Origin of the sequence: Lysinibacillus sp. NPDC094177 (assembly GCF_050279145.1) — a bacterium.
Taxonomy (GTDB): Bacteria; Bacillota; Bacilli; order Bacillales_A; family Planococcaceae; genus Lysinibacillus.
The window spans coordinates 93304-119009 of record NZ_JBNNTW010000005.1; the positions used below are offsets into that span (position 1 = coordinate 93304).

The following is a 25706-nucleotide window of genomic DNA, read 5'->3' on the forward strand; positions in this document are numbered from 1 at the left end:
AATATGACAAACACACTTTATTTCTTATGTACTGGGAACTCTTGCCGTAGTCAAATGGCTGAGGGGTGGGCAAGAAAATTATTGCCTACAGATTGGACAGTCAAAAGTGCTGGTATTGAAGCACATGGAGTAAATCCGAATGCTATCAAAGCTATGGCTGAGGTAGGAGTTGATATTTCAAATCATACTTCTGATCTAATTGATTCTGAGACATTAAATAATGCAACACTAGTTGTTACTCTTTGTGGTGATGCAGCAGATAAATGTCCAATGACGCCACCTCACGTTCGTCGTGAGCATTGGGGGTTTGAAGATCCTGCGAAAGCTACAGGGACAGAAGAAGAAAAATGGGCAGTTTTCCAAAACGTACGTGATGCTATTGGAAAACGAATAGAACAATTTGTTGCAGAGGAGTCGAAATAAAATGAAAAAAATTCATATTTATGAACCAGCAATGTGCTGTTCTTCGGGCTTATGTGGACCTTCTATTGACCCAGAGTTATTACGCATGTCATTTGTAATGAATAATTTAAAGAAAACAGATATAGAAGCTGAACGATTTAATCTAACAAATGAACCAAATGCCTTTGTAGAAAACGAAGCCGTCAATCAGCTTCTAATGTCAGAAGGGATGGATGCCCTGCCTGCAACATTTGTTGATGGAGACTTACTTTGTAAAGGGAAGTATCCTACAAATGAACAATTTTCACAGTGGTCAGGACTTTCAGAAGAAGAACTATTACAAAAACCAAAAGTACGCTTATCACTAAAAGGAGATGCGTAAAATGGAACGCTTTACAAGAAGTCATTTCCCTGATACCCCGTTCTTGTTTTTCACGGGGAAGGGGGGCGTTGGAAAAACATCAGTTGCTTGTAGCCTATCTATAGCTATTGCAGGTGAGGGAAAAAAGGTGCTGTTAATTAGTACAGACCCAGCATCCAACTTACAAGATATTTTCGGTCAGACGCTATCAAATAGCCCGACAAAAATTGAAGGTATAGACAATTTATTTGCATTAAATTTAGACCCTGAACAGGCAGCACAACATTATAAAGAGCAAATGGTTGGTCCGTACCGAGGGAAATTGCCTGATGTAGTTCTTCAGAACATGGAGGAGCAACTTTCAGGCGCTTGTACAGTTGAAATTGCTGCCTTTAATGAATTTGCGACACTATTGACTGATACTTCAGTGATTGAAAAATTTGATACCGTTGTGTTTGATACGGCACCAACAGGACATACGTTACGCTTGTTACAATTGCCTTCTGCATGGTCTACGTTTTTAGATGATAACACTACTGGTACCTCTTGCTTAGGTCCATTAAAAGGACTTGAGCCGCAACGTGAAATCTACAAAGAGGCAGTTGAACGTTTAACAAATGCCGATCAAACGACACTAATGCTTGTGACACGTCCAGACGTAAACCCATTAAAAGAGGCAGCACGTGCTTCTCATGAACTGTTTGAAATCGGCATTCAAAATCAGATTTTACTAATTAACGGATATATGAAAAATGTTAGTTCTAATGATGAAATTGAGAAGGCATTCATTGCCCGCCAAGCAGAGGCATTAGAGATAATTCCTAAAGAGTTAATGCAATTTGAACAATACTACTTACCGTTTGTACCATACTCATTGTCAAATATTGAGCGTATGCAAGCATGGATGACAGATCAAGATATCAAACATGAAACTGAAGTAGACAAAGGTATGACGATCCCTGAAGTAGAAAAAATGATTGCTGATTATTTAGAACGTAAACCGAAGCTTATTTTTACAATGGGTAAAGGTGGTGTTGGTAAAACAACAGTTGCTTCGTATATTGCCCTACGCTTAGCAGAAAAGGGTATGCGCGTGCATTTAACAACGACTGATCCTGCAGCGCATTTAAATTGGACGTTCGGTGATGACAAAGTTAAATACGTAACGGTAAGTCGTATTGATCCGAAGGTAGAAGTTGCAAATTATGAGGCAGAAGTACTTGCAAAAGCAAGTGAAACAATGAATGAAGAAGGCTTAGCATTTGTGAAAGAAGACTTAGCTTCTCCTTGTACTGAGGAAATTGCCGTATTCCGAGCATTTGCCAATGTTGTAGAAAATCATCAAGATGAAGTCATTATTATTGATACAGCACCAACTGGCCATACGTTGTTGTTACTAGATGCGACAGAAGCTTATCATCGTGAAATAAGCCGTTCGCAAGGTGACATCCCTCCAGCTGTTTCAAACCTGTTACCAAGATTACGTGATGCGAATTATACAAGTGTAGCAATTGTAACACTGCCAGAAGCAACACCTGTTTTTGAAGCAACACGTTTACAGGAAGATTTAAAGCGAGCTGGTTTATTTGTTGGTTGGTGGGTTGTCAATCAGACATTTTCATCTATCAAAACAACAAGTCCGACATTAATACAAAAACAACAAGCCGAAACAAAATGGCTAGAAGAAGTCAAATCTATCAGCAACAATCAATTCGTGGCAATCCCATGGATAAAAACGCCACCAGTTGGAACAAAAGGTTTACATGAACTTAAAGGAGAGAAAATTAAATGAAAATGAGTCCAGAAGGTAAAAATTATTTAGAGCAAGTATTAGCTGATTCTGAGGTGAAAACACTTCGCTTCTTTGGCATTCCAGGATGCTGTGGCGTTAATTTAGGTGTGGGCTTAGAAGCGCCAACAAATGAAGATGCTGTTGAGACAATTGAAGGTATCGAAGTTGCTATTCATCCTGATATTGCACCTCAATTAACAGAAATTACAATTCATGCAGAAGAAGAGAATGGTGAACTAGGTTTAGTGTTAGTAGGATATTCACCAAAATCTTGCTAAGAGGTGATTTTATAATGATGAAAGAGGACGATATTCGTACGAATGTACGTGAAAATTATGCGAAAGTTGCCTTGAAATTAAACAGCACACAAGGATGCTGTACACCTGCCTCTAGCTGCTGTAATCCGAATGACAATCAAAATATTTCCATTGAAGAAATTTCGCAAAAAATGGGCTATACAAAAGAAGAACTAGCTTCTATTCCTGATGGAGCCAATATGGGACTTAGCTGTGGTAATCCACAAGCTATCGCCGATATAAAGCTTGGAGAAATTGTTGTTGACTTAGGTTCTGGTGGTGGCTTCGATTGTTTCTTAGCAGCACCAAAGGTAGGAAGAGAAGGTCAGGTAATTGGCATTGATATGACACCTGAAATGATTTCTATGGCGCGCCGTAACGCAGAGAAACCAGGTTTTGAAAATGTAGAATTCCGTTTAGGTGAAATTGAACATATGCCTGTTGCGGATCATACAGCTGATATTATCATTTCAAATTGTGTGATCAATCTATCGCCAAACAAACAACAGGTTTTGAAAGAAGCTTACCGTATTTTAAAAACAGGTGGTCGTTTAGCAATTTCAGATGTTGTGTTAACGGCAGCCTTACCAGAGAGTTATTTAACAGATATGAATTTATATTCCGGATGTATCTCTGGTGCCATTTCAATTGAGGAATATGAAGCACTGTTAAAAGATGCAGGCTTTACAAAAATCTCGATTGAGCCAAAAGACGATTCAAAAGAATTTATCCGAGAATGGGAACCTAATTATGATTTAGAAAATTATATTGTCTCAGCTATTATTCAAGCTGTTAAATAAAAGGTTTAATTAACTGAAGTTGAACAAAACCACAAGCAAGCATAACCCCGTTCTAAATTAGAACGGGGTTATTTGAAGAAACATTAGTGCATTGTTGATTAGAAAGTAGATAACCATAATCTTCAACATCATTGTTAATTTCTCCAGACATTCTTGTCCATAAACACAAGGATAGTTAACGTATCCAAGCCCTCCTCCACACCAGATAATTTTAGTTTACATAATATAAATACCTTGGTCACAACTTTCAAGTTATCGGATAGTTCATATAATTTTTCGTTCAAAAGGGGACTATTCGTTTAAATAATGCTAATTATGGAGCTTGTGACACGAGAAAAGTGATGTGTCGTTTACAGGTCTATTAACTCTGACTTGTAGGCACTTTTTTTATTCATGTAAAGATTTTGCTCTTTCTGGATAAATGACTGTTGATAGGGGAATATATAACCTATTCACACTATTTAGGCGGTGAGTAATTAATGATTTCATCCATAAAAAGGCTTTTAATCGGACGACCTTTGAAATCCAATGAATTAGGAGAACAGAAGCTTAACAAAACAAAAGCATTAGCGATTCTTTCTTCTGATGCTCTGTCATCCGTGGCATATGGCCCTGAACAAATTTTAATAGTATTAGTTACGGTCGGTGCAGCAGCATTTTGGTATTCAATTCCTATCGCAGTTGGCGTATTAATTCTCTTAACAGCTCTCATATTATCTTATAGGCAAATCATCTTTGCTTATCCACATGGGGGTGGAGCGTATGTGGTTTCAAAAAGCAATCTAGGTGTAAATCCAGGCTTAATAGCTGGAGGTTCTCTATTGGTGGATTATATATTAACTGTTGCTGTAAGTATGTCTGCTGGTACTGATGCGATCACATCTGCCTTTCCCACCTTACATGGCTTTAACGTAGAAATTGCCATTGCTTTTGTGATTTTTATTACAATTTTGAATTTAAGAGGAGTAACGGAGTCTGCTTCCATATTAGCCTACCCCGTTTACTTATTCGTTTTAGCGTTGTTAATATTAATTGGTGTGGGTATTTATAAAATTCTAACTGGAGGAGTTTCGCCCGAACTACACACCCCAATAGGTACACCTGTGGCGGGAATCAGTTTATTTATTCTTTTAAGGGCATTTGCTTCAGGAAGCTCTGCCTTAACAGGGGTTGAAGCCATATCGAATGCCATTCCTAGCTTTAAAGACCCAGGTCCTAATAATGCTGCTAAAACATTAATGGCAATGGGAGCCTTGCTTGCCATACTGTTTTCAGGAATCATATTTTTAGCTTATTATTATGGCATTGCTCCAAGTGGGGAGGTAACCGTTGTTTCCCAAATTGCTGAAAAAACTTTCGGCCGAAATTTCATGTACTTTTTTATTCAAGGAACTACAGCATTGATATTAATCCTTGCTGCAAATACTGGTTATTCCGCTTTCCCATTATTGGCGGTTAATCTCGCAAAAGATAAGTTTATACCTCGAATGTTTCTGATGAGGGGAGATCGATTAGGATATTCTAATGGAATCATCATACTCGGAATTGCTTCTATCATTTTAATCATTGCTTTTCATGCAAAAACAGAGCATCTTATCCCCCTTTATGCAGTTGGAGTATTCCTTCCATTTACTCTGTCTCAATCGGGAATGATGGTTAAATGGCTACGAGAAAAACCCAAAGGGTGGACTCTAAAATTCATAATCAATACAACGGGTGCCGTTATTAGCTTTACGGTCACAATGATGTTCTTTTTAACAAAATTCTCACAAGTTTGGTCAATTTTAATTTTTCTCCCTATTATTGTATTCATTTTTCATCGAATTAGAAAGCATTATGAAGCTGTTGGAGACCAACTTAGGCTCACAACTTGTGAATCATCTATGACCATCGAAGGTAATGTTATGATAGTGCCTGTTGCTGGCATGACTCATGTTGTAGAAAATTCCTTGGATTATGCTAAATCTCTTTCTCCTGAACAAATTATTGCTGTATATGTTGCATTTGAAAGAGAAGACGAGCAGAAGTTTGAAGAAGAATGGAAGAAGTGGCAACCTGATGTAAGATTGGTAACACTGCATTCTCATTACAGAAGTATCATCAATCCACTTACAAAATTTGTTGATATTGTCGAGCATAAAGCGAGGGAAGGGAATTATAAGGTAACTGTTGTCATTCCACAATTTATTCCTAAAAAGGGCTGGCACAATATTCTTCACAACCAATCAAGCTTACTGATTCGTGCCTTCTTGTTATATCGGAGAGACGTAGTAGTAACAACTGTACCTTATCATTTAAAAAAATAAAAAAGCTGGGCTTCATGAGCTTCCTTACTTTGATATTAATCAGAGCTATTTAAGCAGCTCTTTCTTCTTGAACTACCATGTAAGAACAGTATTTTCTTGCTTATCATTGATTAAACTTTTTTTCAAAATGGATTCTTTTATTTGCCATAAAACACGGATTCGAATGATATTTTTGCTCAAACTTTGTTTAAAAGCCTATACGGCACCAGAGTATAAACTTATTGACATTGAAGCAAAGTTTATACTCTGGTGTTTTTTAAAATTTAGACTTTGATATCCATTTTGACAGGTGATTCAGCAGAAGAATTCGCTGAACAAAAATGGGGAGAAGTTATTGAATCGACAGTTAAATTACATGAAAACATGGCTTTATTATCTCTAATATTGTTTGGTGAGATTTATTATCTCTAATATTGTTTGGTGAGATTTATTATCTCTAATATTGTTTGGTGAGATTTCTATTTTAAAATTATTTGGAAAGAAACTGAAAATAAATACTTTAATATCAGTTCCATAAGAAATTTTATAAGGTATTCAACACTTCCCATGGTAGTTCTAATTCCACCTCTCATATTTATATATTAAAAGGTATGTATAGAGGGGGAGGGTAATTAATGCAATATTATTATGGAAACCAGATGCCGTTACGGGTACTTGATGAAGCTGAGTTTTGGAAACACCAAGAAATGGAACATACTGTTGTAATTAGGGAGCTTGTAAAAAATCTTGAACAGAAATATGTGGAGGCATTGAAAGAATGGGAAAAAGCATTTGCCCAGACACATCAACAAGTAATAAGATTTATTGAAACCGTCAATCGTTCACAAGGACAGGTTTCACAAGTACTCTTCCAGGATATTCTGAAACTTTCTTCTTTTTGCTTAAATCAGAGTCAGCAGTTTATTAATTTTTGTCGTACAATTATGGAAGAAAGTAAACCTATTAGTACCAATTCAACAGCCAAAGTTGTATTAAATCATATTATTGTTGAATCAGAGTATTTTATTGGAGTTGCACAAACTATTTTATATCAGCAGAAACTTTAATTGGGTTGTTTAAAGAATCAAAAAAAGCTATCGTTTTGATCAATCTTATTTCAAAACGATAGCTTTTTTATATGAAGTGAAATTAAGAATTTATATTAAATATAAACTTAAACTTTATTGTATTCCACAATGGGGTACTGATATTAGCGGGATAGCGTTGTGTAACAACACTTGGGGCGATACATTCAACAGTTTACTATCCCAAAATAAGTGTATGCACTTGTAATTAAAACCATCATTAAATCTATAAATATGTGTGGAAAGAATGAAAAAAAGCCATATCTTTAAGAAGAAATGGCTAATTGGCAATTTAAGAATATGAGAAAATTGAGGTATTTTTCATTCTTGGGAGTACATTAGGATTTTTTAATGAAAAACAAAAACCATACAGCATGATTTTGTTCATCTGATGCAGCACGTCGAAATCTTTCTCTAATAATGGTATCATTTGCTTTATCTGCTATATCTAAATAAGAATCAACGGCTTCTTGTTCATCTTTAAAGGCAAATTCAATCCCTTTCCTATAATTATCTGGGCATTCCTCAGTGATTTGATAAGAGGGATTTCTACCTGTTAATTTTGTATAAAGTTTGCTAAATTCTTCAAGATGGCGTTTTTCATCTTTTTGTATTTCAAGTATTATATTTTTTTCATCCTCTGTAGGTGCCAGTTTGGATAATTTCTCATAACAAGCAATAGCACTGTATTCTGCGTTAATTGCTTTCTGAATATCGTTTACAAGTTGAGCATCATTTTGCATATGATAATAATCATTATACTGTGGAACATAAGGATAAAAGTATTGATTTGGATACATGATTGTCCTCCTTTTATTTAACCATCAACTTATCTTATGTTTTTGTATGGGAAGCTGTGCAAGTTCAACAATTACTTATTCCATCTACCGTAATTGTTTCATTACTAACTTCATACTCCTCATAGCTAATATTATGGGTAGTTGAAGCATTCAAGCCCTCCTCCACGCCAAATAATTTTAGTTTACATAATATAAATACCTTAGTCACAACTTTCTAATTATCGGATGTTTCTCATAATTTATCGTTCAAAAGGGGAATATTCGTTTAAATAATGCTAATTATCGTTTAATGTAGATTTGTCCAATCTTCATAAGAGGGGCAAACTTAGCTGGTTGGTACTATAACTTAACAAAAGGAAAAAAAGTTGATATGGAGTACTATTTATCAACTTTTTTATTGTCAAATATCATAAGTTGGGTTTAAATAGCGAAAAATGAATAAGGTTGTTAGTTTATTATCAATTTTTTATAATGGAAGGAAAAGGACACTTTACTGAGTACTCTCTCGGATGCAAACAAAAACTATCTTATTCAAACGCAGAAGTTTTGTATGGAATTACCATACTTACTTCTGCTTTTTTGTAACCAATATTATTTTTTTCGAAGCAAATTACATTTAATGCAAAGCCTTTTCTGTTTAGTTTTGTTAAATCGTTTCCACTCTAACGGTGTCATTGCATCGCCGAACTTCTCCGTTTTTATTAACTTCCCACAAGCATCACAAATTATCATTCGAATGTTAGGTATAGGCATTATTATCTCTCCTTTGGCTTGAAAAAATATCACAATATAACCACAGGTGATGGTATAATTTAGGTATATTGTAATATATATAATACATATTTACATGGTCATAATATGTCCTATTGTTTTGGTATTATGATTTTAAAGAGGTGATTCAATAAGGCGCGAAAAAGAAAAGCAGAAAGCAAACAACCTTCTCATATAAATTCCCATACTACGAGCGCTTTCAAGAAGTCGAATTTCGCAAGCCAGTGAAGTTTATGTATACAGGTGAGCTGATAAAGATTAAGTTTCAATTACAGGATCTTCACCACATGCGTTATTAGACCGATTAGCGTTAAAGGTTAGTAAGAAGTTTGGTGATGGCCTGATTTTTGAAGCTGAGGTGATTGGTCAGGGTATTAAGATGTGGATACGATTCAAGGAGAGTTTGTTGAAGTCCTCGAACCGGAAGCATTCGTAAAAAGTTGATTGTAAACTTGGAGCGGATGTTCATGAATTATCAGAAAAGTATAGCATAAAAACGATTTTTAATTAAGGGAGTGTTCAAATGTTAGTAAAAGAGAAAGATTATATTATTGAATCTTATCATGAGAAAATTAAAGAATTAGTAATTCAACTTCATACAACTACGTTTAATAGTGTGGGTGAGGCTAAAAAATCGGAGTTGTTAACACAATTGACTGCACTGTATAACAAATTTGCATTGTCAAATTTAATGGTAGACCGTTCATTGTTAGCTATTACAGGTTTACAAGGAACAGGGAAAACGACACTCATGAAAAACCTTTATGAATTACCTGAAACTCTATTGCCATCGAATAGTTCAAGGGGAGAACGTTTGCCAGTTTTTTTCACAGAAAAAAATGTTGAAAAAATTGAAACATACGTGTATCGCTTTTCAAAAGATGAAGAAAATCAAATTCAGGTGAAGCGATATGAAATCGATGAGGAAATATTTAATCGAATTTCGATGAATCCGGTCCCGAATTCGGATTTATGGCTTGAATGTGTTGTCCCATATCGTTATTTGAAAGATGAACAAAAATCGATAGTTCTCTTACCAGGCTTTGAAAAAGATCGACAAGATATTTCACAGCTATTGTTAGAACATATTTTATATTTGTCTTCTTCTTCAGTTATGGTTATTCGAAAAGATACATATGCACGTGAATCGACGCAATCAATGATGACAAAAGTAAAAAAGATTTATCGCTCAGTGAAGCCGATTGTCGCAATTTCATTCGGTAATATTAATGAAGAACAAAATGAGCAATTTAAAAAAGAGATTTTAGCTGAATTTGATGTACCAGCTGGAGAAGAAAATCGTGTTGTCATCACAGGTGTTGGTCCTAGTTTTTCATCAAATTGGAAGGCGGAACTCATTGATTCAATTAACGATTATGGCTACTCGTCTCAAACGTCTGATGATTTAGGGAAACAGTTAGTTTTTAGTTTAGTTGCCGAAATTGATGATTTAATGCTGCAAATTCGTAAGCTCGTTGAAGATGAAATGAAGTGCCGTCAATTAAGCACAGCAAATATAGAAAACAGCAATCAAGTCATGTATGAATATGAACAGGCGTATAAGAAAAAATTAATTGAGCTTGAACAAGAAATCATTGAAGATTTGTCAAAGCGTATTGAACCAGCAAAAGAAAAGCTTCGTAAATACTTAGATAGAAATTCGAGCTGGAAGAAAGAGTTACATACAAAATTTTTCGGACAAAAGCCTCGTGAGCTATATGAATTTGAAGAAAAACTGAAAGAAATTTGGGGAAATCCATCAGAAGATAAAATGATTTTAGAATCGGGAGAAGCAAAGCCACTCACTTTCCTTACGCCAAATTTAACTGTACTAAAAGTTGTGTCGAATTATATTGCGCGTGAAGGAAAGGAATTACTAGAAAGCTTTGACAGTCCGATAGAGGAAGTGCCAGCGACAAAAAATTTATCACCGTTCCAACTGAAATTGCAAAAAAAACAAGAGAAGCAAGCAACAATTCAAATAAAAGGGCAGCCACTTGATCGTATCAACAAATATTTTGATACACAAAATAATCAATATTTTGCTCTAGAACATAAAGATTTTAAAACCTTAGCAATGATGGGAACGATGCTAGTACGTGAATCGTATATTGATAACAACCCAAATGATTCTAATGAAGTGACGCTTGATAAACAACTTTTACAGTTAGATGTACAAGAGTTTAATGTGATGAAAGGTGTAGAAAAGCTTTCTACAACAACACCAAAAATTTTAAAAGCAATCCCATTAATTTTAGGGACCGATGCACTAATTGATGGAGAGTTAGATTTAATAACAAATGCATCAACAGCTTTATCATCAATCGGTTTGACCATTTCTGCTGGGCAATTAATGGGGGTATTGGGTGTAGGAATTGCTGGTGCCTATGCTGGTAAGGCAATACAAGAAAGTATGAAAAAAGCGAATGAACGTCAATTACAACTTGAGCAAGCTGGTGTGCGTGTATTCAACGACCTACCTAAAGTACAAGCTAAAGCGTTTATTCATTCGTTAGAACGTATTTATGAACGTATTGGCTATCAATTGTACGAACGTCATGCACAGCTATCAGGAAATTTTGATAAAATTGGTGAACTTGAACAGCTAACTTATACAATTCGTCATATTTCTCAATTAACTAATGATATTAAGAGGGCAAAACATGAGCAATCACTATTTTTATCTGTATGATTCGACAAAATGGGATTGGACAGTACAAGCTACAAAAAAATTTATGAACGGCTTTAAACGTTTTGATACGAACTTCGAACAAAAAGAGCAAGTATATGTTGGGGTTTACGGGCCAACACAGGTAGGAAAAACGACGTTTATTTTGACTTTGCTTGGCATTTCTCCACTATATTTAAATGAAATTGCAGACAAGCTTCGCGGTGGGCGAGAAAAAGGTAAATCAGCAACGATTACATGTACAATATTTGAACGCTCATCGAATCATGAATTTCATATTATTTGGCCAACTGGTGAAGCGTTTCAATGTGTCCATCTTGATGAAGTTGAAAAAATAATGGGCAATTTAAGAAGGAAGATTTATAAAAATCAATCTTTTTCATTAGAACCTTTAACTATTAAAGTTCCAAGCCGTTTCTTTAATCAGCAAGATGTAGATACACGTATTCGTGATTTATCCATTATTGATCTTCCTGGTGACGATAGTAAAGATTCACTTGAAATGCTGCATGTTGATAAAATATTAAAAGAATACATCGCTCGCTGTAAAGTCTGTATCATTATGGAAATTTCGAGTCAAATGACAGCATTAACGAAACTTGATAAAGAGATTGTGCGTGATTGGCAAGAGCTACCTGAGCAGTTTCGAATTGTGTTAACACGTAGTATTTCAAATGATTCTGTAATGGAAAAAATAGATAAGGGTGAAATACAATCAACAGCTCAGCTAAAAGCGGAGTATGATTATGAATTAGGGAGAGTTTGCGAAAATAGTCCGTTACAAACCCGTATATATCCATTAGAATTTGGAGATTCATGGACAGACTTAAAAGGCAGATTCCCAAATGTTTTTTCAAATGCTGCCGTATGGGTAGAAGAATTATTTTCAGATTTAGTCGATGATTTAACTAGAATAAACTCTCCAGAACAGGAAATAAAAAAATTAAAATCAATGGAGCGCTATATTGAAAAGCATCAAAAAGAAGAACTTGAAAAATTAGAAATACTTCAACAAATCGCGACAGCCGAGTTTTCTCAGCAAACGATAGATGTCGCTCTATATGTAAAGCAGTTAACAAAAGAATTAAAGATGCTTAAAGATATGCAGGCGTTTGAAAAAAAATGGGCAAATCGCTCTTATAAGCTAGAATATACTGCTTCTTTGCCAAGCTGGAGCAATTTACAGTTATACGAAAAGAAAAGTAGCTACTTAAAAGCACGATATTTTGGAGAACTGGAAGATTTGAAAGATGCAGCAACAGAAATTGTTAATCGACTAAATGACGTAGCAAAAGAATCAAATCGTTTCCAACATAATGCGCTCCGTCAATTCGATTTAGATGAATCATGCTTTGATCGTAATTTAACGTTGGATTATTTGGTCGATCGGTACTTTTTTGAATCGCGCTATAGTGAGGATAGAGAGAAGGCGTTAACTCAGTTAAAGGCATGTGTTTCACATTTTGATAGTTGGATTAATTCTTGTATAGCTGAAAATACACGACAAATTCAAGATACGATTAAGCAACATCAAAAAATTTGTCGTCTAAAGCAGCAAGATTTAAAGAGGTTGATTGAAACGAGTATAAATAAAGTAATTGAAATAGAAAAGAACGCTTTAGATATTCAACTTGCTAATGAAGAGTGGACACTAGACAAGGAACGTGCTTCGCAGTTAGATTCATTTCTAATGGAGAGCTACGTGACACATGCTAATCGCTTAAAGCAAAAGTTATTTGACCCGAAAACTGAACTAGTTGAAAAATGGTTTGTTCATTTTTATTGGAACGTTATGAAAGAGCAAGCAAAAGGACTGATTACGAATGAATAAAGTGATGAAGGAATACAAACAATCGCTAGAAGATTTGAAAAAAATTAATGATGATTTGTTTTATAATGAACTCAAAAATAAAATGAATGAGCATTTGTCAAACATGAATGCTGGAGCTGAAAAAGTGGAGAGTACCGTACAGCTTATTAAAAATGAAATGGAAAAAATGCATTATTCATTTGAGGATAAAACGACAAATGCAACAAGTGCGATGCGCAGCGCGGCTAGTCAAGTTAATACGAATATTTCTGAAATACTTGAAAATGAAACGAATAATATGGTCAGTACTTTAGAAAATGTGTATGGCATTTTTCATGAATTAGCAGAAGCGCAAAAAAAGTTTGTTGAGCAAGAATTTATCGAAACGTCAAAAGCATTGTTTGAGACAAATTTAAAAGAAATCGAGGCTATTCAGTTTAAAATTAACTCTATTTTTGAGGATCAATCATTATATATTGAAAATAAAGAAAAGAAATGGTTAGAGCAATCTAAAAAACTTGAAGCAGATTATAAAGAGGAAATGCAAAAGTTTGAAGCGACAATCAATCAAAAGCTTGAGAGCCTTTCTTCAATGAATCAAACGCTCCAAAAAACGATTAAAGATAATGAACAAAATGCGCAGTTAATAATTCAACAAGGCTTTCAGCAAACGGAACAAAACATGCTTGCCGTCAAGGAGTTATTTAAAGAAAGCGAACAAAACTATCAGCTTGTAGTAAGAGAACAGCAAGAAAATCAACAAGTAAAATGGACAGAACTTGAAGCAATGCAAGTAGAGCAAGGCACAACTACGAAAAAATGGCTAGTAGCTCTTTCAATTTCACAAGTTGTTACGTTCGGAACAATCATTGGTTTGTATTTCTTTTAATGAGTAGAGCTAATACCAAAATTGAGTTAGAAAAAAGATACCGAATGGTGAAATTTATTATAAGTAACCTGACAAATATTTAATGTGATTCTTTAGGATTTACGAAGGTTTTGATTTACACATATTCTCCAGAAATCCCCACAAAACCAATAACATCAAAGTCCCAGCGAATACTTAAAAGTAATCCTTGGACGTCCAATAAAACTGTCTAACTTGATTTTATATCGAGTTTGGCGGTTTTTTATTATCAAATTTTTTGGGGAAATTTATTAAGCAGTGTCTTAACTTTACATTTCACGCAAAGGTGCTTCCTTCGAGAATTTTGCATTTTTTCCCATTCCATCGGCGTCAACCCAAGCCGAGAGAAGTTGCTTTAAAGATTTATTCTTTATTTAAGTAGAAAACTAGCTGATGAAGTGTAATGTTACTAAACATTCTGAGAATAGAAATTATAAAAGGGTCACTGAGTTAAGCTGACCCTGAATGTGGGAGGATGCGACGGTCAACCAACGCCACAACCGAATAAGTGCGTGCGATACACTAATAAATTTGTGCAGGTAGAGGTTACTTATACATAAAAAAACGTAGCATCGTCACACGCTACAGCTAAATAATGGAACAATTATTAGGAAGATTAATCAAATGATATTGTTCAGAAAAATTATGGCTAAATGTGATGATTGTAATTAACAAGGATTATGTAATTAACATCCATTGCGAAACATTCGAATTATATTACTTTTTTAGGACTACTTTTTATTACTTAATATGTGAACTAATAAGAATAAGTGTAATTCCCGTAAATAGGCAAATGATTCTCGCCACAGGAATTTTATCAGCTAGTCCAAATAATGCAATTGCAGTCGTAACGATTAAAACTGTTGGACCAACCAATGCAAGCATTGTATTAATATAGAATGCTTTTTCTAAATTATTCAACTTTAGCATCAACAATCCAGCACTTACTTCAATACTTCCAGACAATACACGTAATATAACCATAGCAAGAACCGATTTTTCAATAATTGTCATCATCCAATCTTTATAGATAATTTTTTCTTATATTATAATTCCATCATTAGGATAATTATAGACTTCTGTTTTAATGAAATACTAAAATCAATATATGTATGATTCGTATCAAATATTCTATTATGCTTTATAGTGTTAGTTAATAATGATTTTCTAGTTAAAAGTTCAAAGAATTTATTAATTGAATTAATTTCATAAATCCATTTTTTGTTATTGAAAGGAAATAGTATAGGTGCATATAATTAAATCTTAAAGATTTATGGGAAAGATATATTCATTCAAACACTATCTAGAGATAATACACTCCTTTTACTGTCGAAGGAGATTGCTCTAGTGGTAATATTATTTAATTAAAAACGCTTAACGGCGCAATGTAATCCTTAAACAATTTGAGTAAAAACAATTAGGGGGAAACTAATATGACAAAGAAAAATAACGAGCTATCACTAGAACAACGTGAGGAAATACTCAGAACTTTGAAAGCCCGTTTTGAGAAAAACATGAACCGCCATAAAGACCTTGAATGGGCTAAAGTACAAGCTAAGCTCGAAACTAATACTGAAAAACTGTGGTCGCTCAATGAAATGGAGGGAACTGGCGGTGAACCAGATGTTGTTGGCCATGATAAAAACACGGGCGAATACATTTTTTATGATTGTTCAGTGGAAAGTCCTAAAGGTCGCAGAAGTGTTTGTTATGACCGTGAAGCACTGGAGTCAAGGAAAAAACACAAACCAGAAAATAACGCTATTGATATGGCAACTGCCATGGGCATTGAACTTTTAACAGAAGAACAATACCGGGAGCTTCAGAAACTTGAAAATTTCGATATAAAAACGTCGAGCTGGGTGAAAACACCTGCTAATATTAGAAAACTCGGTGGGGCCATCTTTTGTGATTATCGCTATGAAACTGTCTTTGTGTACCACAATGGAGCAGAATCCTACTATGCTGCAAGGGGCTTCCGCGGCTCACTAAGGGTCTAAAAATTTGCATAGACAGAATAAATTTATATTGTTAAGTGATGTGTCTTCAGGTCTACTAACTCTGACTTGTAGACATTTTTTTTATTCATGTAAAAATTTTGCTCTTTTTGGATAAATGACTGTTGATAGGGGAAAATATAACCCATTCACACTATTTAGGCGGTGAGTAATTAATGATTTCATCCATAAAAAGGCTTTTAATCGGACGACCTTTGAAATCCAATGAATTAGGAGAACAGAAGCTTAACAAAACAAAAGCATTAGCGATTCTTTCCTCTGATGCTCTGTTATCCGTGGCATATGGTCCTGAATAAATTTTAATAATATTAGTTACGGTAGGTGCAGCAGCATTTTGGTATTCAATTCCTATCGCAGTTGGGGTAATAATTCTCTTAACAGCTCTGATATTATCTTATAGGCAAATCATCTTTGCTTATCCTCATGGGGGTGGAGCATATGTGGTTTCAAAAAGTAATCTAGGTGTAAATCCAGGCTTAATAGCTGGAGGTTCTCTATTGGTGGACTACATATTAACTGTTGCTGTAAGTGTGTCTGCTGGTACTGATGCGATCACATCTGCCTTTCCCACCTTACATGGCTTTAATGTAGAAATTGCCATTGCTTTTGTGATTTTTATTACAATTTTGAATTTAAGAGGAGTAACGGAGTCTGCTTCCATATTAGCCTACCCCGTTTACTTATTCGTTTTAGCGTTGTTAATATTAATTGGGGTGGGTATTTATAAAATTCTAACAGGAGGAGTTTCGCCCGAACTACGCACTCCAATTGGTACACCAGTGGCGGGAATCAGTTTATTTATTCTGTTAAGGGCATTTGCTTCAGGAAGCTCTGCCTTAACAGGGGTTGAAGCCATATCGAATGCCATTCCTAACTTTAAAGACCCAGCTCCCAATAATGCTGCTAAAACATTAATGGCAATGGGAACCTTGCTTGTCATACTGTTTTCAGGAATCGTATTTTTTGCCTATTTTTACGGAATTGCGTCAAGTGGAAAGGTAACCGTTGTTTCCCAAATTGCTGAAGAAACTTTCGGACGAAATTTCATGTACTTTTTTATTCAAGGAACTACAGCATTGATATTAGTACTTGCTGCAAATACTGGTTATTCTGCTTTCCCGCAAAAGATAAGTTTATTCCCAGAATGTTTCTGATGAGGGGAGACCGGTTAGGATATTCAAATGGGATCATCATACTTGGAATTGCTTCTATCATTTTAATCTTTGCTTTTCAGGCAGAAACAGAGCATCTTATTCCACTTTATGCAGTTGGAGTATTCCTTCCATTTACTTTGTCTCAATCGGGAATGATGGTTAAATGGCTGCGCGAAAAACCCAAAGGGTGGATTCCAAAATTCTTAATCAATACAACGGGTGCCGTTATTAGCTTTACGGTCACAATGATATTCTTATTAATCTTCTACATTACCGAACGGGCTAGATACATTAACATGTGGAACTTTTCACCCTTAACATGATAATCAAAAAAAGGTCCAGGATCTGTACAATAACCGATATTATCGCTTTGTGTTATTTGAAAGCCATTGACTAATAAATTCTCCTCTATGTAATTTGGATATAAAATGTGTTGGTGAGAATCTGGATATATGGATGAAATATTTTTCAATGAATTGGACGAACTTTCGTAATAAGAGTAACCCCCAACTATAATTGAATCGCTGTGGAAACGGTCTTTTAGAATTGGTATAGGAAACTGTGGATTGAGTAATGAAAAATCATTTGTTGTAAAACTGTCCACAAAAACATCGATACTAAGTGGTTTTAATGGCAGGTTTAAATCGGAATTCAAAATATAAAGTACGTTAAGTAAAGGATTGATACATTCAATCCTTTTTCTAACCTTCTTGAGCATCTCAAGTGAGTAGCCACTGAATACATAGGATGCACTCAAGTCAAAATTATCACTAAATTTGGGTAGTGTCACAAAAGCATCGATGTTGGTTTCCACAATTAATTTGTTTTTCAAATCTATATTTTGCAGTGTTTTTTGAAACCAAAAGTTACTTTTTTCAAACAAATTTATCATCCCGTGATTCATCTCTTTAATTGTTTGTATGTCATAAAAATAGGACGGGTATGGAGAAATCTCATACAAGTTAGCGGTGATGATAATACCTTCTTCAATAACTGCTTCGTAATCACAAGTACAAGTTAAATAACCTTTTTGAATGGAATTATTAATAATCGACACATCTTTTATTTCAAGTGGGATGTGGCACTTTGGACAATAGAGAATATTTACAAAGGATAGCGGGACACCTTTTAAATATTCCTTTTCGGACGCAGAATTTTTGGTGTGAATCGATTTATCAATTAATTGGATTGCCTTTGATAACTCGTCTTTTTTCTGGACTAACTGGTCCTTTTTATCGATTAGCAAGGTATTGTAGTAGACGAGATCTTCATGGTCCATGAAATTTGTAACACGCTGATACGATAGAATTTGTTGTATTTCTAGCAGTGAAAAATGGAGCTTTTTTAGCTTAGCAATAAAAGTCATATCATCGTGGCTCGATTGATTCATTTGATACTGAGTGTTTTTTTTGTCTGGAAGTAACAAACCAAGTTCGATGTAATAACGAACAGTATCGATTGAAACATCGAAAATCTTTGCAAATGTACCGATTTTCATAGATTCCCCCCAGTAAAAAGTGGAGTTACTCCACTTTTTTTTTGAAATGTGTCTAAAAAGTGAAAAAAAGACTATTGACCTTGAGTCAGCTCCAAATATTATGATAGCTCTAATAAGTTTAAATAATCAGAATATTGTTAGGGTAATTGTAACATATCAGTCAACAAAGGAGAATTTCTATATGGATAAAATGGATCGAATGGATACGCTTTCATTGTGGAAAGCGACCGAAAACAGCTATAAAAAAGAGAATTCTCTTGAAGGAAATCAAGAGGCAGATGTCGTTATTATTGGCGCAGGATTTACAGGTCTTTCTTCTGCGTATCATTTACAAAAATTAGGGCGAAGCGTTATTGTGCTTGAACAAGAATCGATTGGATATGGTGCTAGCGGTCGTAACGGTGGAATGGTCTTACCAGGCTATAAACCAACAATGCAGGAGCTTTCTAAAAAATATGGGTCTGTCGAGGCGGAACAACTAAATAATCTTTCATTACTTAGTGTTGAGCTAGTAAAAGAAATTATAGAAGAGCATCAAATTAACTGTGATTTTAGAAGGACAGGTCATATTGTAACAGCTTTCAAGGCGAAACATTTTGAAGGATTGAAAGCTGAAAGCGAATACTTAAATAAAAATTTCGGATATGAATCAAGTGTACTTGATAAAAGTCAGTTACATGAAGAGATTGATTCTCCAATTTATCATGGTTGCTTAGTTGACAATTCAAGCTACTCATTCCATCCGTTGAACTATGCAATTGGTTTGGCAGAAGCCGCTAAATCAGTTGGTGCGAAAATCTTTGAGTTTTCGAAAGCGCTATCAATTGAATATGACCAATCAAGTGTGAAAGTTGTAACAGCAAATGGGGTTGTTACTGCGAGGGATATTATTGTGGCTACAGATGGCTACTCCGGGAAAATTGTAAATGAGTTAAACAAAGCTGTACTCCCTATTTCAGCACGTATTATTGCTACAGAACAGCTTCCGGAAGCACTGTTAAATGCCGTTATTCCTAAAGATCGTATGGTTTTCGATACAAGCAATTTTTTATACTATTTCCGTCGTACACCTGATAATCGAATGATTTTTGGAGGGGGGGATATCCGACCCAACTTAGGAGATAGCGTCTACCAGAGTGTTTATAATGCTATGGTTACAACTATGCCAAAATTGGCTGGAAGCAAGATCGATTACCAATGGGGTGGATTTATTGGAGTAACTATGGACACTTTTCCGGTTATAGGTAGATCTAAAGAAGGTGCCTATTTTGCAACAGGTTATTCTGGACATGGAGCATCGCTTAGCACTTTGTTCGGTAAGTTATTGGCTCAATGGATTGTTACGGGAGATGCAGGAGGATATCGTTTTGAAAAGGAACGTTTAAAAACAATCCCATTTTATAATCAAAAAACGATGTTGGTAAACCTCGCACATATCGGATTCAAAGTGCTAGATAAAATTAGATAAAGGAGAGATACAAATGAAAATTGATATGTTTATTGATGGGAAATGGAGAGAATCGTTATCAGGTGGAAGAAAAGACATTTTAAATCCAGCAACTGGAGAGGTAATGGCTTCGGCTGCTAGTGGAACAGTAGAAGATACAAAATTGGCAATCAAGGCAGCTCGTGTAGCGTTTGATAGTGGCATCTGGTCAAATTTATCAGCAGATGAAAGAGCGAATTATCTTTATAAGATAGCAGATCGTCTTGAAGTAAAGGCGGCAGAAATAGCACTCTTGGAAACGGAAAATAACGGTAAGGTTATCCGTGCAACGACAAATGTGGATATTCCCGCTACTATTCAAATCTTCCGCTATTATGGAGACCAGATTAAACTTATTAAAGAGAAATCCTATAACCGCGAGGATTCTTCGGAAACGATTATTACTCAGGAACCGATAGGTGTTTGTGGTTTAATTGTCCCATGGAATTTTCCACTTATGATAGCTGCTCAGTCTATTGCTCCGGCCCTTGCCGCAGGAAATACAGTTGTACTTAAGCCTGCTGAAGTCACTCCTGTAAGCGCATACAAATTATTTGAAATTTTCGAAGAGGTCAGTCTTCCAGCAGGTGTGGCCAATTTGATTTTAGGACCTGGATCCAAAATGGGGAACGAGCTTGCTGAGAGTTTTGAAGTTGACCAGGTAACCCTTACCGGTGGAACAACAGCGGGACAAAGCATATTGCGAGCTGCTGCTGGCAATATGAAAAATGTCACGCTTGAGCTAGGGGGGAAATCACCACTGATAGTATTTAATGATGTGGATTTTGAAACGGCAGTCGAAAATGCAATGTTCGGCATATTCCACAATGCGGGTCAAGTTTGTACAGCCGCTTCACGTTTACTAGTACATGAGACTATTTATGATAGGTTTGTAGAGAGATTGGCAGAACGTGCAAACAAAATTGTAATTGGCAATGGGGAAAGTGAGGACATTGAAATGGGGGCACTTACAAGTGAGTCCCATATGAATGAGGTTTTACAATACATTAAAGTTGGAATTGAAGAAGGCGCAAGATTAGTATGCGGTGGTAATCGCATAACGGAAAATGGGCTTGATAAAGGATTTTTTGTTGCTCCAACGATCTTTGCAGATGTAAATTCGAACATGCGTATTGTTAAGGAGGAAATTTTTGGTCCAGTTCTTGTAGTAGAGAAATTTAAAGATGAGGAAGAAGCAGTCCAAAAAGCGAATGATTCCATTTATGGATTAGCGGCTGCTGTATTTACGGAAGATATGGATCGCGCAAGACGTGTGGTTAGTAAATTGCGGGCAGGAATTACTTGGATAAATAGTTATCACTTAGCTTATATTGATAGCCCTTGGGGAGGGTATAAGCAAAGTGGAATTGGCAGATCATTGGGTGTTGCTGGACTAGAACACTTTATGGAATTGAAGCAGATTAATATTCATCAGAAAGCTAAGCCTGTAGGTTGGTATGAAAATTAGAGTTAACTTGCTAATAAAATTGAATATATAGGGGGATATGCCTATGGGGGATAAAGAAAATCGCCCTTCTCTAAAGAAAGATCATGGAGAAGTATTAAATAACTTGGAGAAGGATTCAATACTAGGAACAAAAAGTATTCCTTCACTGTATTTTCGGTTTGCTTTAGCAGGAATCATGGCTAACTTGATTCTGGGGGTTTTTGCCCTTATTGATGGTCATTTCGTCGGCTATTTTTCAGTTTTAGAAATTGAAGGGATCGGAATTGGTTTCACAGTAATGGTTATTACTCGTATGGTAGGGATTCTTTTTGGAGTAGGAGCAGGAGCAGTTATTTCTCTCCGACTAGGTAAAGGGAAGGTAGAAGAAGGTAGATCAATAATGGGGCAAACCCTATGGTTCACACTATTCGTCTCTACTTTGGTAGCTGTATTAGGATTGATCTTTGAAAAAGAATTGATGCTATTATTTGGTGCGAGCAGTGAGTCTCTTCCTTATGCGATAGAATACAGCCGCCTATTATGGATTTCACTGCCATTAACGATATTAGCTGTTGTACTTAGTATTCTAACTACTATCGATGAAAAACCTATATTATCCATGAACAGTTGGTTAGTGGCTGCTGTTGTTGCCGTAGTTGTAGAATGGGTAATGGTTACGAAACTTGACATGGGAATGATGGGGTCATCGTGGGGCAACACAATTGCTCAATCAATTCCCGCCCTACTAATACTATATTTTTGGTTTGGTAAAACAAAACTAAAGCCAAAAATGAAAGATATTAAGATTCAACTCAAAAAAATCGGTGAAGTGGCTTGGACGGGATTTGCCTCTTTCTCGGGTCTAGTTATGATGTTTTTTGCCATAATATTCATGAATAATTTACTTCAAGAACACGGTGGTGGGTTGCACGTAGCCGCTTTCACTATTCAAAACGGCTATATTACAAACCTGCTTTCCTTAGCAGCACTCGGTGGAATGACAGGACTTCAACCAATCATTAGTTATAATTACGGTGCTGGTAATTATGATCGTGTTAAAGAAGCCATCAAGTTCGGTCTCATTTTTATGACAATATTCTTTGTAATTTCTACTACTATGCTTATCATTTTTGCGGATCCAATAGTGGCGTTTTTCGCCAGCGGAGATCCAGAATTACATCAACTAGGTGTTTGGACAACTATCGTCTTTAATTTATTGTTTACATTTAATGCGATTAATACGCTTATTTCTGGCTATTACGAAGCACAGGAGCGAAACTGGACGGCAACATTTATTGTAGCAAGTAAAATGATAGTGTTTATGATCCCGTTAATGTTTATACTTCCGAAATTCTGGGGCGTTGAAGGTGTTTGGTACTCAGCCCCTGTTGCAGAAATACCTGGTGTACTCATCGCCCTTTATTTTATAAGAAAAGAATTTAAATATTTAAATGGATTGAGTGCGAATAAAGAATTCAAATATTTAAATGAAATGAATACGAATAAGCTAAGTTTATAGAACTCTGCTAATCTATCTAACGAAAGAGGGATGTTAAAAATGTTTTTTGCGAAAGAAGTAACAGAGGAAGAAGCTAAACAACTACGTGTTGATACGTGGGAACCATGGGTAGGTGAAACGGATAAAGGAATGTGGCACTTAGAAGAACAAGAGGTTTTCTATGTAACAGATGGAGAAGTGTTCATTACCGTTGACGAAAAAAAATATCATCTTACAAAGGGATGGGTAGCTTCTTTAGCTAAAGATCTTGTCTGTGAATGGGATTGTCCTGTCCTTGTAAAAAAGAATTTTATATTAAACCAAGAAATTGATTTGAAATAAATATTGTAGGTGTACTATGGGAGTAACAAAAGTGGAAGCTGAAGTTGTATTTATTAATGGAGAAGTAATCACAGTAGATCAAAAGAATACAGTAACAGAGGCTGTAGCTGTTAAAGGTAATCGCATTATCTTTGTAGGTTTAAATAGTGAGGTTAATAGTTTTATGGGTGAAAAAACGAGTGTCATCGATTTGCAAGGAAAAACACTTCTTCCTGGATTTATAGATTCTCATATTCACTTAACGTATTATGGATTGAATCAGTTGGCGATAAATTGTAAAGCTGAGCATATCGATTCCATTGAGGTTTTATTAGATGATTTGAAAAAGAAATCCTTAGAGACGCCAAAGGGTGAATGGATACGGGCTTTTGGATTCAATGAAATCGCTGTAAAGGAAATGAGGTATCCAACAATCGATGAACTGAATGCGATTTCAGTAGAACATCCAATTATGATATCGCGTACTTGTAACCATATCAGTGTTTTAAATAGTAAAGCACTTGAACTAGCGCAAATAAACGAAAATACAACAGATCCTGACGGGGGAGTTATCGAAAGAGATCTTGATGGGAAATTGACAGGAAAATTAATTGAAGCAGCAAATATGGGAATGAGCGATGTTGCAAGACATACAGAAGATGAACAAAGACAGGCTGTAAAAATTGCATCAGATCATTTCATTGCTTCGGGCTTAACAAGTGTACATGATGCTGGAGGACAAGGACCTGATAGTTTCCGCATACTGCAACAGGCTGTGAAAAGCAGGGATATTCGCGTCAGAGTATACGCAATGATATGTCAGATAAATAACTCCCAAGAATTTGTCCGTAAAATGATGGAATCTAGTGTAGTAACTGGTACAGGAGATGAAAGATTTAAAGTAGGACCGGCAAAAATGTTTACAGATGGAAGTAGCACTGGGCCTACCATTGCGACCCGTAAGCCATACGACAGTGACCCAAACAATTATGGCATTCTATATCAAAGTGAGGAAGAAATTTACGAAGTTTTAGGAGAAGCACATAAAAAAGGATATCAACTCACTGTACATGCACAAGGTGATAAAGCCATTGAAATGTATTTAAATTGTGTGGAAAAGGCGATTGAGGAATCACCAAGAACAAACCATCGCCATCGAATTGAGCATGCGGGAATCTCATCGCCAGATTTACAAGAAAGAATGAAAAAACTTGAAATTATACCGATTCCAAATCCTCCATTTCCGTATGAATTCGGAGAGATTTATGTAAGGCATTACGGTGATCGCGTTCAACATATGTACGCTGCCCGTGATTATATTGATCAGGGGATCATAGCAGCAGGTGGATCAGATGCGCCAGTTACTGATATTAACCCTTTATTAGGAATTCATGTTGCTGTTAATAGAAAAAGCCAGTCGGGTATGGATATTGGTTCCAGTCAATGCATAAGTGTTATAGAGGCTATAAAACTATATACTTGGAATGGTGCTTATGCGAGTTTTGAAGAAGATATAAAAGGGAGCATCGAGGTTGGTAAGTTAGCCGATTTAGTAGTCCTTAATGACAGCATTTTAAATGTCAGCCCAGATCAAATTAAAGATTTAAAAGTAGAAAAAACTATGATCGATGGTGAAATTATCTATTCTAAAGAAAATTTTGTGGAACTAAATCGAGTATAGATTATTAAATGATAGTATGCTGAATACTCCTATACGCAAGTTTGTATGTATAAAAATCACGTGATTTATACCTATTAAATTATCACGGTGAACCTTACTATGAACGAATCCCCGAATAGTGGACCTATTCGGGGATTTTTGTGTTATTAAAAGGCAAAATCCCATTATACTTTCATTTGAGAATTTGTGGTTTGCGTCCTGATTTAGACCTTGTTTTTTTGATCTCCCATAGTTTTCAGTGACATTTTATTAAGGAGTGAAGATATATTTGATTCAGAAGGGCAAATGAAAAGTGGCATGACGTGAATCTTGTCATGCCACTTTTTTATTGGGTGGAATTGTATTTTACAAAGGTTTACATTTTATTAGTGGAAATTGAAGCCCATTTGATTCAGAATGTAGATTTATAAAAAAGTTTGATCATTTATAATAAAGATTGATAATTTGTAATAAAGTTTGATAAAAAAATCTCACCTCATTTAATTTTTTATCGTTGAATTCTGCAAAATCCATATCACCTAAAATTGTTTGGTATAGATCTAGTAATGCAATATCATTTTTGTCTAGTTTATAAATGTAATTGATGATATTCTCGTGTATTTTTG

The 25706-nt window shown here is 35.5% G+C and carries 20 protein-coding genes and 1 pseudogene; 18 read left to right on the plus strand and 3 right to left on the minus strand.

Annotated elements, in window-relative coordinates; all coding sequences use genetic code 11:
* The first annotated feature begins 3 nt into the window (after positions 1 to 3).
* The 7 genes from arsC (at position 4) to ACQKNC_RS10325 (ending at position 7003) form a co-directional block, all read left to right on the plus strand.
* Positions 4 to 423 carry an arsenate reductase (thioredoxin) gene (gene arsC, locus ACQKNC_RS10295; RefSeq protein ID WP_427424754.1) on the plus strand — a complete coding sequence of 140 codons (420 nt, stop codon included), beginning with the start codon at positions 4 to 6 and terminating at the stop codon, positions 421 to 423.
* Position 424: 1 nt separating this feature from the next.
* Complete coding sequence (arsD, locus tag ACQKNC_RS10300) at positions 425 to 784, plus strand: arsenite efflux transporter metallochaperone ArsD (RefSeq protein ID WP_427424755.1); 360 nt, start codon at positions 425 to 427, stop codon at positions 782 to 784.
* A gap of 1 nt (position 785) precedes the next feature.
* On the plus strand, positions 786 to 2555 hold the full coding sequence (arsA, locus tag ACQKNC_RS10305) for an arsenical pump-driving ATPase (RefSeq protein ID WP_427424756.1): 1770 nt from the start codon (positions 786 to 788) through the stop codon (positions 2553 to 2555).
* Positions 2552 to 2833 carry a Fe-S cluster assembly protein HesB gene (locus ACQKNC_RS10310; RefSeq protein WP_427424757.1) on the plus strand — a complete coding sequence of 94 codons (282 nt, stop codon included), beginning with the start codon at positions 2552 to 2554 and terminating at the stop codon, positions 2831 to 2833. The genes arsA and ACQKNC_RS10310 overlap by 4 nt, the downstream gene beginning before the upstream one ends.
* A gap of 14 nt (positions 2834 to 2847) precedes the next feature.
* Positions 2848 to 3651, plus strand: a complete 804-nt coding sequence (locus tag ACQKNC_RS10315) for an arsenite methyltransferase (protein ID WP_427424758.1) — start codon at positions 2848 to 2850, stop codon at positions 3649 to 3651.
* A gap of 479 nt (positions 3652 to 4130) precedes the next feature.
* Entirely contained in the window at positions 4131 to 5957 is a 1827-nt protein-coding gene (locus tag ACQKNC_RS10320) for an APC family permease (protein WP_427424759.1), read from the plus strand.
* A gap of 614 nt (positions 5958 to 6571) precedes the next feature.
* On the plus strand, positions 6572 to 7003 hold the full coding sequence (locus ACQKNC_RS10325) for a DUF2935 domain-containing protein (protein WP_427424760.1): 432 nt from the start codon (positions 6572 to 6574) through the stop codon (positions 7001 to 7003).
* 356 nt (positions 7004 to 7359) lie between these two features.
* On the opposite strand, the gene ACQKNC_RS10330 is transcribed toward ACQKNC_RS10325, so the two are convergent.
* Positions 7360 to 7821 carry a ferritin-like domain-containing protein gene (locus ACQKNC_RS10330; RefSeq protein ID WP_427424761.1) on the minus strand — a complete coding sequence of 154 codons (462 nt, stop codon included), beginning with the start codon at positions 7819 to 7821 and terminating at the stop codon, positions 7360 to 7362.
* A 1294-nt stretch (positions 7822 to 9115) separates the two neighbouring features.
* On the opposite strand from ACQKNC_RS10330, the gene ACQKNC_RS10335 reads away from it, so the two are divergent.
* The 3 genes from ACQKNC_RS10335 to ACQKNC_RS10345 are packed head-to-tail and all read left to right on the plus strand — an operon-like array spanning position 9116 to position 13980.
* Positions 9116 to 11284, plus strand: coding sequence for a hypothetical protein (locus ACQKNC_RS10335; protein ID WP_427424762.1), 2169 nt, complete (start codon positions 9116 to 9118; stop codon positions 11282 to 11284).
* On the plus strand, positions 11256 to 13112 hold the full coding sequence (locus tag ACQKNC_RS10340; RefSeq protein ID WP_427424763.1) for a hypothetical protein: 1857 nt from the start codon (positions 11256 to 11258) through the stop codon (positions 13110 to 13112). The genes ACQKNC_RS10335 and ACQKNC_RS10340 overlap by 29 nt, the downstream gene beginning before the upstream one ends.
* Entirely contained in the window at positions 13105 to 13980 is an 876-nt protein-coding gene (locus ACQKNC_RS10345; RefSeq protein ID WP_427424764.1) for a hypothetical protein, read from the plus strand. The genes ACQKNC_RS10340 and ACQKNC_RS10345 overlap by 8 nt, the downstream gene beginning before the upstream one ends.
* A gap of 759 nt (positions 13981 to 14739) precedes the next feature.
* On the opposite strand, the gene ACQKNC_RS10350 is transcribed toward ACQKNC_RS10345, so the two are convergent.
* The gene (locus ACQKNC_RS10350; RefSeq protein WP_068984284.1) at positions 14740 to 15015 is read right to left on the minus strand and encodes a YqhV family protein; all 276 of its coding nucleotides are present in this window, start codon (positions 15013 to 15015) and stop codon (positions 14740 to 14742) included.
* Between the two features lie 416 nt (positions 15016 to 15431).
* On the opposite strand from ACQKNC_RS10350, the gene ACQKNC_RS10355 reads away from it, so the two are divergent.
* The 3 genes and pseudogenes from ACQKNC_RS10355 to ACQKNC_RS10365 form a co-directional block, all read left to right on the plus strand.
* Positions 15432 to 15998, plus strand: coding sequence for a DUF4256 domain-containing protein (locus tag ACQKNC_RS10355; RefSeq protein ID WP_427424765.1), 567 nt, complete (start codon positions 15432 to 15434; stop codon positions 15996 to 15998).
* A 173-nt stretch (positions 15999 to 16171) separates the two neighbouring features.
* On the plus strand, positions 16172 to 16312 hold the full coding sequence (locus tag ACQKNC_RS10360) for a hypothetical protein (RefSeq protein ID WP_427424766.1): 141 nt from the start codon (positions 16172 to 16174) through the stop codon (positions 16310 to 16312).
* Positions 16313 to 17430 (plus strand): annotated as a pseudogene (locus ACQKNC_RS10365) (APC family permease); the annotation flags it as partial.
* 5 nt (positions 17431 to 17435) lie between these two features.
* On the opposite strand, the gene ACQKNC_RS10370 reads toward ACQKNC_RS10365, so the two are convergent.
* Positions 17436 to 18668 carry a MerR family transcriptional regulator gene (locus ACQKNC_RS10370; RefSeq protein WP_427424767.1) on the minus strand — a complete coding sequence of 411 codons (1233 nt, stop codon included), beginning with the start codon at positions 18666 to 18668 and terminating at the stop codon, positions 17436 to 17438.
* A gap of 181 nt (positions 18669 to 18849) precedes the next feature.
* Here ACQKNC_RS10370 and ACQKNC_RS10375 point away from each other — a divergent pair, with 181 nt between their 5' ends.
* The 5 genes from ACQKNC_RS10375 to ACQKNC_RS10395 are packed head-to-tail and all read left to right on the plus strand — an operon-like array spanning position 18850 to position 25101.
* Complete coding sequence (locus ACQKNC_RS10375; protein ID WP_427424768.1) at positions 18850 to 20136, plus strand: NAD(P)/FAD-dependent oxidoreductase; 1287 nt, start codon at positions 18850 to 18852, stop codon at positions 20134 to 20136.
* A 13-nt stretch (positions 20137 to 20149) separates the two neighbouring features.
* Positions 20150 to 21622: an aldehyde dehydrogenase family protein gene (locus ACQKNC_RS10380; RefSeq protein WP_427424769.1), complete on the plus strand. Its 1473-nt coding sequence runs from the start codon at positions 20150 to 20152 to the stop codon at positions 21620 to 21622.
* Positions 21623 to 21665: 43 nt separating this feature from the next.
* The gene (locus ACQKNC_RS10385) at positions 21666 to 23120 is read left to right on the plus strand and encodes an MATE family efflux transporter (protein WP_427424770.1); all 1455 of its coding nucleotides are present in this window, start codon (positions 21666 to 21668) and stop codon (positions 23118 to 23120) included.
* Between the two features lie 39 nt (positions 23121 to 23159).
* On the plus strand, positions 23160 to 23441 hold the full coding sequence (locus ACQKNC_RS10390; RefSeq protein ID WP_427424771.1) for a cupin domain-containing protein: 282 nt from the start codon (positions 23160 to 23162) through the stop codon (positions 23439 to 23441).
* Positions 23442 to 23472: 31 nt separating this feature from the next.
* The gene (locus ACQKNC_RS10395; protein WP_427424772.1) at positions 23473 to 25101 is read left to right on the plus strand and encodes an amidohydrolase; all 1629 of its coding nucleotides are present in this window, start codon (positions 23473 to 23475) and stop codon (positions 25099 to 25101) included.
* Positions 25102 to 25706 lie beyond the last annotated feature (605 nt).